The 12,407-nt window shown below is 43.0% G+C and carries 16 protein-coding genes; 3 read left to right on the top strand and 13 right to left on the bottom strand.

Annotated features, from left to right (window positions below):
- Positions 1 to 51: 51 nt before the first annotated feature.
- Complete coding sequence (locus tag ABHN01_RS23120) at positions 52 to 1,347, bottom strand: alpha/beta hydrolase (RefSeq protein WP_429877490.1); 1,296 nt, start codon at positions 1,345 to 1,347, stop codon at positions 52 to 54.
- A gap of 175 nt (positions 1,348 to 1,522) precedes the next feature.
- Positions 1,523 to 1,726, bottom strand: a complete 204-nt coding sequence (locus ABHN01_RS23125) for a CsbD family protein (protein ID WP_429877491.1) — start codon at positions 1,724 to 1,726, stop codon at positions 1,523 to 1,525.
- Positions 1,727 to 1,883: 157 nt separating this feature from the next.
- On the opposite strand from ABHN01_RS23125, the gene ABHN01_RS23130 reads away from it, so the two are divergent.
- Complete coding sequence (locus ABHN01_RS23130) at positions 1,884 to 2,450, top strand: LemA family protein (protein ID WP_429877492.1); 567 nt, start codon at positions 1,884 to 1,886, stop codon at positions 2,448 to 2,450.
- A complete protein-coding gene (locus tag ABHN01_RS23135; RefSeq protein WP_429877493.1) occupies positions 2,450 to 3,178 on the top strand; it encodes a TPM domain-containing protein in 729 nt (242 codons plus the stop codon). The genes ABHN01_RS23130 and ABHN01_RS23135 overlap by 1 nt, the downstream gene beginning before the upstream one ends.
- Before the next feature lie 2 nt (positions 3,179 to 3,180).
- On the opposite strand, the gene ABHN01_RS23140 is transcribed toward ABHN01_RS23135, so the two are convergent.
- The 3 genes from ABHN01_RS23140 to ABHN01_RS23150 all read right to left on the bottom strand — a co-directional run bounded on the left by ABHN01_RS23140 (position 3,181) and on the right by ABHN01_RS23150 (position 3,890).
- Positions 3,181 to 3,351 carry a hypothetical protein gene (locus ABHN01_RS23140; RefSeq protein ID WP_429877494.1) on the bottom strand — a complete coding sequence of 57 codons (171 nt, stop codon included), beginning with the start codon at positions 3,349 to 3,351 and terminating at the stop codon, positions 3,181 to 3,183.
- A gap of 109 nt (positions 3,352 to 3,460) precedes the next feature.
- Entirely contained in the window at positions 3,461 to 3,610 is a 150-nt protein-coding gene (locus ABHN01_RS23145) for a YrzI family small protein (RefSeq protein WP_429877495.1), read from the bottom strand.
- 130 nt (positions 3,611 to 3,740) lie between these two features.
- Positions 3,741 to 3,890, bottom strand: coding sequence for a hypothetical protein (locus ABHN01_RS23150; RefSeq protein ID WP_429877496.1), 150 nt, complete (start codon positions 3,888 to 3,890; stop codon positions 3,741 to 3,743).
- Positions 3,891 to 4,447: 557 nt separating this feature from the next.
- Here ABHN01_RS23150 and menA point away from each other — a divergent pair.
- Positions 4,448 to 5,332, top strand: coding sequence for a 1,4-dihydroxy-2-naphthoate octaprenyltransferase (menA, locus tag ABHN01_RS23155; RefSeq protein WP_429877497.1), 885 nt, complete (start codon positions 4,448 to 4,450; stop codon positions 5,330 to 5,332).
- 54 nt (positions 5,333 to 5,386) lie between these two features.
- Here the strand turns inward: menA and ABHN01_RS23160 are convergent, their stop codons facing one another.
- The 8 genes from ABHN01_RS23160 to ABHN01_RS23195 form a co-directional block, all read right to left on the bottom strand.
- Positions 5,387 to 5,623 (bottom strand): YrhC family protein, encoded by a 237-nt coding sequence (locus ABHN01_RS23160; protein ID WP_429877498.1) that lies wholly within the window; start codon positions 5,621 to 5,623, stop codon positions 5,387 to 5,389.
- A 121-nt stretch (positions 5,624 to 5,744) separates the two neighbouring features.
- Positions 5,745 to 6,878: a bifunctional cystathionine gamma-lyase/homocysteine desulfhydrase gene (locus ABHN01_RS23165; RefSeq protein ID WP_429877499.1), complete on the bottom strand. Its 1,134-nt coding sequence runs from the start codon at positions 6,876 to 6,878 to the stop codon at positions 5,745 to 5,747.
- Between the two features lies 1 nt (position 6,879).
- Positions 6,880 to 7,803: a PLP-dependent cysteine synthase family protein gene (locus tag ABHN01_RS23170; protein ID WP_429877500.1), complete on the bottom strand. Its 924-nt coding sequence runs from the start codon at positions 7,801 to 7,803 to the stop codon at positions 6,880 to 6,882.
- A gap of 14 nt (positions 7,804 to 7,817) precedes the next feature.
- On the bottom strand, positions 7,818 to 8,285 hold the full coding sequence (locus ABHN01_RS23175; protein WP_429877501.1) for an S-ribosylhomocysteine lyase: 468 nt from the start codon (positions 8,283 to 8,285) through the stop codon (positions 7,818 to 7,820).
- The gene (gene mtnN / locus ABHN01_RS23180) at positions 8,278 to 8,982 is read right to left on the bottom strand and encodes a 5'-methylthioadenosine/S-adenosylhomocysteine nucleosidase (protein ID WP_429877502.1); all 705 of its coding nucleotides are present in this window, start codon (positions 8,980 to 8,982) and stop codon (positions 8,278 to 8,280) included. Before mtnN ends, ABHN01_RS23175 begins: the two co-directional genes overlap by 8 nt.
- 25 nt (positions 8,983 to 9,007) lie before the next feature.
- On the bottom strand, positions 9,008 to 9,655 hold the full coding sequence (locus tag ABHN01_RS23185; protein WP_429877503.1) for a class I SAM-dependent DNA methyltransferase: 648 nt from the start codon (positions 9,653 to 9,655) through the stop codon (positions 9,008 to 9,010).
- Between the two features lie 178 nt (positions 9,656 to 9,833).
- Positions 9,834 to 10,484, bottom strand: coding sequence for a YrrS family protein (locus tag ABHN01_RS23190; RefSeq protein ID WP_290398876.1), 651 nt, complete (start codon positions 10,482 to 10,484; stop codon positions 9,834 to 9,836).
- A gap of 87 nt (positions 10,485 to 10,571) precedes the next feature.
- Positions 10,572 to 12,407: peptidoglycan D,D-transpeptidase FtsI family protein (locus ABHN01_RS23195; RefSeq protein ID WP_429877504.1), on the bottom strand; the 1,836-nt coding region annotated here is incomplete at its 5' end.

Below are 12,407 nucleotides of genomic sequence, written 5' to 3' on the forward strand. Positions count from 1 at the left end.
ACTTTGTCTACAAGCTGAAACGCCCCATTTAGGGGGCGTTTTTCTATGGGTTTACCGCAATGGTTTAAAAGTAATGGAAATGGTTCTGTTCTTTTCTTTTGGCTTCTTATTAGAGAAGCCCACATTTAGATGCAATCTTCCTTGACGGTCGGATTTAATGATTTTCGCACTGTATTTCTTCATGCCATAAATTTTATATCGTGTATTAGGTTTAAACCAAGGAGCTGTTGTAATAGTTGCTGCCCCCGAACCGGTAATACTAAAGCCTTGCTTTGAGACTTGAGACAGCCGTGCGAACTCCATGTCTTCCCTCTGGAATTTTACCTGCCAACCATAGACAGTAAAAGAATTCTCTGCTGTCTTATATGAAAATGGGACAGGTCTGCTCGAGGGATTCCTGAATTTTTCCATAAACCTCGGAAGTGTTTCGTGCAGATCCCTCTGCCAGTATCCCCATGTATGAGATCCATTCCCATAGCTTTCCCAAACATGAGGAAGATCCAATTCCTCTAATCGATTATGAAGACTCGCAGACATATTGAAGACCGTTTTTTCTACCGGGGATTCCACCCCGCCATCCAGAGGGCCTCCTGCCTCTCCGTTCCCGGTATAGATCGAGAGATCCACCCCTGCCAAGTTTTCTGCCAAATCCCATGGGTTATGGGTCCTCCAAATGATTTCATGACTAATTCGTTCTCCCCAAACGGTCCCCGGGGGCACTTTTTCTTGATTTTGAAAAATTGTTTTATCCAAAAAATCCGGATCCAAATTCGTATCAAGAACTCCGGAAAAAGAGGCGGCTGCAGCAAACAAATCAGGGTGCCGTGCCGCATAAGACATGGAACCAAATCCACCCATGGAAAGGCCGGCAACTGCCCGTCCTTCCCGGGTGGTATTCACATGATAGTATTGTTCTATCCAAGGAATCAATTCATTGATATGGTATTTCTCCCATTGGGGTGTTCCATAAGCGCCATTATTATACCAATCTGAATAGCTCGCTCCTTTTCCAGCGTCTGGCATAACAATGACAAGAGGCATATTTTCCGTAAACTTCTCAATATCCGTTCTAGCCGTCCATGCCTTATAGTCACCGCAGCAGCCGTGCAGCAAATATAATACTGGGTATTTGACGTCAGGATGCTCATCGTAACCAGAAGGAAGCAATACACGTAAAGAGGTTTCCTTGCCTAGTGCCGAGCTGCTCAAAACAATCTCATGTAAACGCTCATTTAAAGGAGTATCAGAAACGAGTTTGACTGAGCTTTCAGCTTTAACCGTACTGATCGGATAGAGTAAAGCGAGCAAGAAAAGCGATGTGATGCATTTTAATATAAATCGACCCACACGTATGTGCCTCCCTTATTACCTTAATAAGGTAATGTTACATACGGATCAGCAGAAAGACAATAAGACGAAGTGCTCGTTATTTTTAGGTATAATTAGCCCATTTAATGCCGGTCCCCACGCTTTTTTGCAAAAAAACAAGGCCCGCTCACCACTGGCCTTGTTTCCCTTTTTCTTAATCTCTTTGATTATCAAACAGGCTGTTCACTTTATCTGATGCTTTTTCTTTAGCATCTCCAAAACCTTCACGGAGGTTACCTTTTGCTTTATCTTTGTTTCCTTCCGCTTCAGTCGTTTCATCTCCGGTGAGCTTGCCTAGCCCTCGTTTTGCTTCACCTTTGATCTGATCCATCTTTCCTTTTGTTTGGTCTTCATTCATTTTCAATTCCTCCTTCGTTATTTATCCGTCTACATAGGGTGTTTACCCTCTTTTTAACAAGATTAATCAGATTAATGCTAAGCCATATTTTCTGTTTTTAAATCATAAGATAGGGGAAAACTAAAAATTAATGTAAAATTATTGAAGGAGTGTACATATGAAGAAAAGCTGGGTATGGCCTGTAATCATCATAGGTATTATCGGAATTTGGTTTGCAGCAAGCTACAACGGTTTTGTCAACAAGGAAGAGGACGTCAATCAGTCCTACTCGCAGATTGAGACCCAGCTTCAGCGGCGTGTCGATTTGGTGCCTAACCTAGTGAATACGGTCAAAGGCTATGCTTCACATGAGAAGAAAGTCTTAAAGGATATTTCGGATGCACGTGCCCGCCTCGCCGGTGCACAATCCACCCAGGAACAAGCACAAGCCAATGATCAATTAACCGGTGCCTTGAGCAGGCTTCTAGTCATTCAGGAGCGGTACCCGAACCTCAAAGCCGATAAACAGTTTACACAGCTCATGGATGAACTTGCAGGCACCGAAAACCGCATCGCTGTCGCTAGAAGAGATTACAACCAAGAGGTCGCTTCCTATAATAAAAAAGTGAAACGATTTCCTGGTGCTTTAATTGCAGGGATAGGAGGATTTGATGAAAAGGAATACTTTAAAGCCAATGCCAACGCAAAAGAGCCACCAAAGGTAGACTTTGGAGGAAACGGATAATGTCTTCCAAACAATTCTCCCTCTCTCTCATGGTGTTTCTCTTTTTCACCATATTGACAGCAAGAGAACCGGTATCAGCAGCAAAGATTCCGGCTCCATCGGGAGATATTTATGTTCAGGACAACGCCCATATTTTAAATCAGCAGCAACGGTCCCAATTGCAGTCAATGGGCAGACAGCTGGAAGACGAAACGACCGCACAGCTTGCTGTACTGACCGTTGACTCGATTGGCAGCGAGCCCATAGAGGACTATGCGAATAAGGCTTATCGAACATATGGGCTGGGGACAAAAAAAGCAGACAATGGAGTACTGCTCGTCGTCGCCATGTCACAGAAGAAAATCAGGATTGAAGTCGGGTACGGCCTCGAAGGAGCCATTCCTGACGGAAAAGCCGGCAGAATTCTGGACGAGAATGCCATTCCCTATCTGAAACGAGGAAAGCCAGAATTGGCAGTTACACAAACGTATCAAGCTCTCGCTAAAGAAATCAAACAAGAATATAAAGGGCAAGGGAACGGCCCTCCCTCTGAAGAGAAGAAAAAAGATCCCTTTTCGTGGTTTTACATTATTATCATCGCAGTCGTCATTTTTTTGGATGTGAAATTTTTTAATGGGTTTCTGACTTACATGATCCTCTCTATCATTTCCAGAGGCGGTGGAGGCGGCGGCCGGCGAGGAGGTGGAGGCGGTTCTTCTGGGGGAGGCGGTGCCGGAAGGGGCTGGTAAAGCTATGCTTTATCCAGCCATTTTTTAACGTGCTCCTTTGGTTCCCAGCAGTTAAATTGATAAGTGGGCTTGGTTTCGTACCAAAGTCTTGTACATTCATATTTCATTCCCTGCCCTGTTTTTGAAGCCTTGAAATTGATGCACGTTGCACAGCAATGGATGTTTTTTTTCATGAAATGTTTCACCCTTTTATCAGCTTGTTTTAAGGTTTATATCTACATTCTACAGTAAAAGCCCTGCCGCGCACTATGATTTGTGCATGGCAGGGCTTTTCAGGATCAATTATCGAATGTAATTCGTGTCCATCGCTTTTCCATGAGCAGCATGGAATAGCTCATTTACATTTTGCTGGTGCAAATAATCTTCGTACGTCATTTCTTTCTTCTTCAATGAAATGGTAATCGTAGCAAAGAAAAGGTTTAGTGTAAACATTCAGGTTCCTCCTTTCCTTCCTGGTTATCTTTTCAGGTCGTATCTTTCTCCGTTAAGATCCAATTTAGAAATGCCAGGTGTCTTTTTATCATCATTTATCATCCCTCCATCAATTTTTTGTCTAACAGACCTAAAATGTTAGTACGGTATTCACTACTTTATCCCGGCTTGCTTCAAATCTCTCATTCACTGCGTGCTGATGGGCCAGTTCAATGTGGGTTCTCATTCTTCGTTTAAATGTAACGGTAACAGTCCCAAAAATTAATTGTAGTGTAAACAATGAAATTCCTCCTTTAATTTAAATCAACAAGTCATATCCTTCTCCAAAGAGAACCAGGTCAACAAAGCAATACTTATCATCATTTTTCTCTCCTCCCTCACTCCGATGTTTATAAAAAAAGGCCGCAGGTACAAGATCCCTGCAGCCAACCCAAAAATGGGCACAAAAAAGCCACAAGGCATCGTTCAGCCTGCGGCGCTTTTTTATCCAAAAAATAGTTAAAAAAGACTACTGTCCAACGGCCGAACATCGATAGATTTTATTCAATTGCTGCATTGCTGAAATTGTCATCCATTTCATCATGGTGTCCGACCTCCTTTGCTAATTTCTGATTTTTCTTACATGGTAATTATAACCACAACCTGGTAACTTGTAAACCTCTTTTACCAAACAATTTATTTATATGCACCATCGTGCTCAAAGATACCTGTTGTTCAGCGGATTTTTCACTCTATTTAATGAACAAGAAATGAGCATTATGTGTACCTTTTCACAAACATTTGTTTTATAATGGATATGCGTTATAATTAGTCATTCGTAAGATAGGGGGAACAACTATGATAAGCCCTAAGACTTTATTGGCTTCTACCCGGCCATTTTCATTGACGGCTTCTATCATACCCGTGATTTTCGGTACCATACTTGCTATGAAGTGGACGGAGATCAACTGGGGAATCTTTTTATTAACACTTGCTGGCGCGGTATTCATGCAGTGCGGAACCAACTTGGTGAACGACTATTTTGATCATAAAAAAGGTGCTGACCAGCCTGGCTCACTCAGCCCTTCAGGAGTTATTGACCGCAAAGAAATGACTCCTGAGCAAGTCCATATTACAGGACTCATCTTTTTTGGTTTAGGAAGTTTAGTCGGGCTGATTTTAGCTGGCCTTACAGGCAGCTTTATTTTATATATTGGAATTCCTTCATTGATGATCGGGTACTTTTATACGGCGACCCGATTTGCCCTGGCCTACAATGGGTTTGGGGAATTCGCTTCCGGAACGACACTCGGTGTTTTGGCTGTACTGGGCTCTTACTATGTCCAGACGCTTACCGTACACTGGGAAACCGTACTTATTTCCCTTCCTAATGCGTTCTTGATCATGGCCATCTTGCAAGCCAATAATCTGAGAGACATCGATACGGATAAACTGATCAATAAGATAACGGTCGCAGGATTGATCGGCAAAAAAGGAGCCCGAATCGAGTATTACCTCTTAATGCTTGGCACGTATATTATTCTCTTGCTGCTCGTTTTCGCATCACTGCTTCCCGCATGGAGTTTAATCGCCTTTATTTCCCTGCCGATTGCATTAAAAGCAGTAGGAATAGCTGCACGCACATGGGAGCCGAAAGAACTCAACAAAGCACTTGGACTTACCGCAATGCTTCATTTAGGCTTTGGCCTTCTGTTATGCATCGGTACATTCATAGGTATATGAACATAATATTTAAATGAAAAATCCGGCAGCCGTGATGGCTGCCGGATTTTTGATTTATTGGTATTCCTGTAAACGTTTCTTTAATCGCTTCGCTTGATAGTACATAAGAGCGGTGAAACCAAGGCCTGCCAGGGAAGCTGAGCCACAGACAATCGCATCTGTCGTATCTTTCCCTGCAAAAGGAATCACAGTTCCTAGGTAAAGAAATGAACTTAATGATAAAAGGACAATTCCGTAATGCTGATAATCCTGAATTTTAACTTTAATCTCTCGAATAACTTTTGAATCCATTACTTAACCAGCCTCCTAACCTCTTATCTTACAATAACATATATCAGAGAGATGCTGGCCTCGTAATATTTGACAAAAATATGAAAAAACTCCCGGTTTAACTCTGCCGGGAGTTTACATCCTATTGAAGTGCCTGCTTCAAATCCTCAATCAAGTCCTCAACATCTTCAATGCCGACTGAGATGCGGACTAAACCATCAGTGATGCCCAGCTCTGCTCTCCGTTGTGCTGGAATGGATGCATGGGTCATCTGAGCTGGAACAGAGATCAGGCTTTCTACTGCTCCAAGGCTCTCTGCCAAGGTAAAGTAATGCACCTTTTTCAACACTTGTGCGGCTTTCTCTCGACTTCCAACATCGAATGATACCATACCGCCAAAACCGCCAGCCTGAGATTTTGCAATGCTATGCTGCGGATGGCTTTCCAAACCTGGATAATAAATTTTTTCAACACTTGGATGGCTGGATAGAAACTCTACAATTTTCTTGGTATTTGCCTCGTGGGCTTCCATACGAAGACCGAGTGTCTTAATTCCTCTCATCAAAAGCCATGAGTCTTGCGGCCCTAAAATTCCGCCAGTAGAGTTTTGTACAAAGTGAAGGTCTTCAGCCAACTTATCATCGTTGACGACGACTATACCGGCAACAACATCACTGTGCCCTCCAAGATATTTGGTGGCAGAATGAAGAACAATATCAGCGCCTAATGTAATTGGTGTTTGCCAGTAAGGCGTGCTGAATGTATTGTCGACAATAAGTAACAGGTTATTTTCCTTCGCCACTTGGGAAGCGGCTTTTAAATCGGTTACCTTTAATAATGGATTTGTCGGCGTTTCAACATAAAGTGCTTTCGTGTTTGGCCTGATCGCTTCTTTTACGGCATCGAGATCGGTTGTATCAACAAAAGTAGCTTCAATTCCAATTCGGTTAAGCACTTTGGATACAACGCGATATGTTCCTCCATATACATCGTCAGTCAGGATGACATGGTCACCTGAACTGAACAACATCATAACAGCAGTAATGGCTGCCATTCCTGAGCCAAAAGCAAAGCCTTTTTTTCCTTCTTCCAAATCCTTTACGAGTTCCTCAAGAGCAAAACGAGTCGGATTTCCTGTTCTGGAATATTCATATCCTTTATGAACTCCCACTTCTTCTTGTTTGTAAGTACTTACTTGATAAATCGGAAATGACACAGCGCCTGTAGCCGGATCACCCGGAATTCCGCCGTGAATCAATTTGGTTTTTCGTTTCATGTTAAATGCCCCCCTCATATATCTTTTTGCTTAAATATCGGTCACTTCCGTCGGGAAAGATGGTAACGATTGTCGAACCTGCAGGAGCTGTTTCAGCTTCCAGTAAAGCGGCATGAAGAGCAGCCCCAGAAGAACTCGCAGCAAGAATGCCCTCTTTTTGTGCCAGTTCCTTTACTCTCGCAAATGCATCTGTATCAGTCACCGTATGGATCGCTTGAAAATATGAGGCATCCATATAGCCTGGCAAAAATTCCATACCGATTCCTTCCGTTTTATGAGGGCCTGACTGGCCGCCGTTTAAAATGGAACCCTCAGGCTCTACAATGACCGTTTTGATCTCAGGTTTCTTTTCTTTCAGAAACTGTGAAGTTCCCATGAAAGTACCGCCAGTGCCTGCACCGGCAACAAAGATATCAACTTCACCATTTAAGTCCTGCCAAATTTCCGGTCCAAGCGTCTTATAGTACGTGGAGGGGTTGGCGGGGTTCGAGAACTGAGCTGGAGTAAAGGAGTCTGGAATTTCTGAAAGAAGCTGTTCGGTCTCCTTGATGGCTCCCTTCATTCCTTCCTCTGTTGGCGTATTAATGATCGTTGCACCAAGCGCTCTCATAATATCCTGTTTTTCCGTACTAAACTTTTCAGGAATAACAAACATGACATTAATTCCCCGGTTTATCGCAGCCAAGGCCAGGCCGATCCCAGTATTGCCCGCGGTGGGTTCAATAATGGTACCGCCTTCGACAAGCTTTCCTGTACGGAACGCCTCGTCCAGCAGTTCTTTGCCCAGCCTGTCTTTTACACTGCCTCCAGGGTTAAAATATTCTAATTTGGCGAACAGCCGGACCCCATTCCTCAATGGAAATTGAGTCAACTGGACCATGGGTGTATGGCCGATCAACTCATGTATATTTTTATAAACCGTCATAGCACTTACTCCTCTTATTCAGCAAACACCTTGTTCCACTCATCTTTTTTCGCTAACATTTTTTCAGCAATTTCCTTTGCACCTTCCAAGCTGTGGTTAGCAGCCCAACCGCACTGTACTTCGTTGCAGGCAGGTACTTCTTGCGCTTTAAGGACATCTTGCAATGTTTTTTCCAGCACATCAAGGATCTCATCATAGTTGTCATGGTTAATCACCGAAAGATAGAATCCGGTTTGGCAGCCCATTGGGCTGATGTCCACAACTGAATCATGGTGGTTACGGATATTTTCTGCCATTAGATGTTCGATGGAATGAAGCCCGGCCATATCCATGTGATCTTTGTTTGGCTGGCAGAAGCGGATGTCATATTTATGGATAACATCCCCATTTTTTCCTTGGGTGGTTCCAGCTAGACGCACATACGGCGCTGCTACTTTAGTATGGTCAAGATTAAAGCTTTCTACATTCATTTTTTTAACCATTATGTTTCAACTCCTCTATCATAAATAAAATCAATTCAGCCGAGTGCTTGGAAGCGGTATTTAAAAATTGGTCATATGAAACACGTGCATCTTTGCCTGCGATATCTGAAAGAGAACGAATGATGACAAATGGCACATCAAACTGGTAGGCGACCTGAGCGATGGCTGCAGCTTCCATTTCTGCTGCATATAGTCCCGCAAGTTTGGTCCGGATATATTCTACTCTGTCATGATCACTCATGAATGAATCACCTGAAGCGATCAGTCCTTTTGCTACTTGAATCCCGCTAACCTTTTTTGCACTCTTAACAGCGATTGAAACAAGATCAGCATCAGGTACATAAAAGGCCGGCATTTGCGGAACCTGCCCATATTCATAGCCAAAGATTGTTGCATCGACATCATGATGGCGCACTTCTGTTGATATCACGACATCTCCAACATTCAGGTCTTTATGAAAGCCTCCCGCAGACCCTGTGTTAATGATACAATCAGGCTGATACATCTCTATCATCAGCGTAGTTCCAATAGCGGCATTTACTTTACCAATACCCGACTTCAGGAGAATGATATCAAGGCCATCGATCTTTCCAGTATAAAATTCACAGCCAGCAAGTGTTTTGTCCTGCCTTTGTGACAGTTTATCCCTGAGAATGATGACCTCTTCTTCCATTGCACCGATAATTCCAATTTTCATAGCGACAACTCCATTATATTTTCTGTTATTGTTTTTTCGTTTTAACAGCTTCCATCAGCCAGACGTAGGAGTTTAATTTTTCAAATGACACTTCAAATCCATGTTTCTGAAAAAGCTCATTCAATACTTCCAGCGTAGTGTAATATTCCGTCTGCAAGTCCTGCAGCAAGTTTAAAAAACCTTGTTCTTTTACGATACGATGTCTTTCCTGTCTATCCGCATCATTAATGAAAGCTGTATCCGCAAATACAATTTTACCATTTTCCTTTAAAATCTGGCTATATAATTGGATGGCAGAGTCTTTTTCTTCATCTGTAAGATGATGGAATGCATAAGTGCTTACGATGGCGTCAATCTCTTCCGGAACCTTAGGAAATGAAAGGAAGTCTCCATCAAAGAGCTGCAGTTCGTTAAAACGTTCCTTTGTTTTTTCTCTCATTCCTTTCGATGGTTCAATCCCATAGACCGTTCTGCCTGCATTGAGCAGTTTTTCGGTCAAATTACCGGTTCCCACACCAAATTCTAAAACGGTACCAGTGGTTCTTGAAGCAACGGCTTCCAGAATTTCTTCATATTGGTCAAATACTTCTTTGTATTCTTTATCTTGCCCGGTCACTGATTGATCGTATGATTCTGCCCACTCATCAAATAATGAAATAAATTCTCTGCCCATTTTTTTCACTCCATTTATTTAAAATATATAATTCCTATCACCATACTATGAATTAGAACATTACAGGTTACAAGATACCATAGAAATGAGGATTAATCAATTAATGGCATCCTCCTATTCTTCATAAAACAAGACCGGCTGAAAAATCGTTCAGCCGGTCTTGTCCAATGCTTGAGTATTAATTTTTTGTAACGCTGGTAGGTTTCCAGCCCTTCCCATCTTCCCACTTCAGCTGTACTTCGTAACGGCTTCCGTCTTTTTTCGAAAGGACCCTGCCGACGGATTGGTCCGGTGCTCCGCCATTACCTAGCCATAGAATGGTCATTTGGTCTGCCGGTATGCCAGTTGCATAAGAAAGTGCCTTTGTTTGCTCGTTCCAGTCGGCAGTGCCTTTATCATAGGATTTGGTGTGGGAGCCTGTTTGTGATGTTCCTACGGGCTCCCATGGGCCATCCGGCCCTCCGCCTTCCGGTTGATCGGCTTTAGATTTATCGGCTTCTTTTTTATCCGCAGCATCATTATTTTTATCTTCACTGTCATTGGTTGGTGAAGAAGTGCTTTGATCCTGATCAGAAGAATCTTTGTTCTTATCTTCCTCTACGACAATAGAGTCCTCTTTCTTTTTTGAATCCGTCTTAGAGGAAGAGGATTTATCTTTCTTGTCCTGATCACTTTGAGCAGGGGTGGATGACGTCTGGCTGCTGCCACCATTCATGAAGATGTTGGCACCTACTACTATGATCAATAGTATAACTACTCCGATTGCAATGTTTAACGTTCGGTTTTGTTTTCGCTTTTCAAAGCGAGAACGGTATTGTTTTCTGCTCATACAAACCTCCTCTAAAGTTTTGCTATATCAATTTTACCACGATAAACGAATTCGACAAGTTTGAGATTTAGAGTGTGTAGCAGAACATTATTTTTCTTTATCATTTTTGTAAATCTTGTTGACGATGTCGGCATAAGCAGAAATAACCGTTGTATTGACGTCTGTGTAGTCAAAATCCACGACAACGAGTGCATATTTCGGCTGATCGGCAGGGAAATAACCAGCAAACCATTTATTTGAAGTGTTCGAATCCCCCTTTTCCGCCGTACCGGATTTTCCCGCCACTGTATAGGGCAAATTCTGCAGCGCTCTGCCTGTTCCCTTTGGATCGGTTATAACGGCGCGAAGCAGCATCTGCAGCTTTTGTGCCGTGTATGGCTCGATTCCCTTTTCCTGTGTGTGATTCGGAAATGAAAGCAGGGTATTGCCATTTTTATAGAGGATTTTTGTAGCAGCTTTTACTTCCTCCATTTTTCCTCCGCGTGCGATTCCGGCCATCATGTTTGCGACTGATAAAGGCGTCACTTGTACATTTTTTTGTCCGATCGCCGTTTGAGAGACAGCTAGAGGCTGATTTCGATCATAGCGGTCACCCCAAATGGTTCCTTGCTCCTCTTCAGGAAATTGTTTAAATTCCGGATAATGATAAACTTGACCGTGCCATCCGGATCTTATCGTTAAGCCAAGCTTGTCGGCATAGTCGTCTATAATCTTGTCATTTGTTTCCATCATCTCATTAGCCAGCATTCCAAACGTTCGGTTGCAGCTTTGCGAGAAACTCGCTGTAAAATCCAGAGTTCCAAGAGGGTGCTTCGCACTTTTTCCATCGATTCCAAGGTCACAGTCAAAGTTCCTCCCCTTTTGAAGGTCTTTATTTTCAATGGCAGCTGCCGCTGTCACAACTTTAAATATAGAACCTGGTGCGTGTCTGGCCACCATCTGGTTTTTACTGAGCCCGGTATGGTATGGCCGGCTTACCATTCCAAGCAGCTCGTTGTTCGAAACGTCCAAAAGTACAGCTCCGCCGTTTTTTATGCCGCTTTTATCCACCGCATCCTCAAGAATGTGCTGCAGTTCACTGTCTATTGTCGTTTTCACGCTTACAGGATAAAAGGGATTGGATGGTGCAAGGTACTTAACATCCAATCCAAAAAGAGGAGATCCTGAACGGTCGACATGAAAGATCAGCTTCGTCTCTCCTTCGGAAATTAAAAAAGGGTCAAATGCCTGCTGCAATCCTGTTTTTCCGATTTTTGTATTAATTGAAACAATACCTTTATCCAGTTTGTCTTTATAATTTTTCTTTACGACCTCTGGAGCCTGTCCCGTTACACCGAGCAAAGCACTTGCAAACTCCGAATGCTTATTTCGGGCAATATAATGAGCATAGACTCCTGGCAGCTTTAATTTATTGATTTTGTCCATGGTTTCTGATGTAATATGATCTTTTTCGTCTGAAATGACAAAGGGCTCTTCATGTTCTTCCAGTGACCTTCGAATCAAAGAAGGGCTTTTGCCCAGCGCATTTGCCACTTCATCAATAGCTCCCTCCTCCCCCTTTAAAAAGGGAAACAAGATAACCGCTGGCCTTAGTTCTGCAGATATCATCTCACCGTTCCGGTCGAGCAGCAGGCCCCGCCCTTCATTGATCGTAAAAGAATGAGTTCTTTGCCTGACACTCTGGTCGATAAGATTAATTTTATGTTTAGAAAAGGACTCTGTAGAGACGAGCTGAATCTGAATCAGCCGACCTGCCAGAAAAAGCAAGCCTGCAAGGAAAAGAGAACCTGCTATCACGATACGTTTTTGAATGTTATTCATAAAGACCACCTCGATTTCAGTGTGGTCTCTGACAGGTGTAATTAAACTTGCATCCCGACAAAACAAAAAACAGCGTCCGCTGGTGAACTGCACCCCAATTGT

Source organism: Fictibacillus sp. NRS-1165, from assembly GCF_050468105.1.
Lineage (GTDB): Bacteria > Bacillota > Bacilli > Bacillales > Fictibacillaceae > Fictibacillus_C > Fictibacillus_C terrinigri.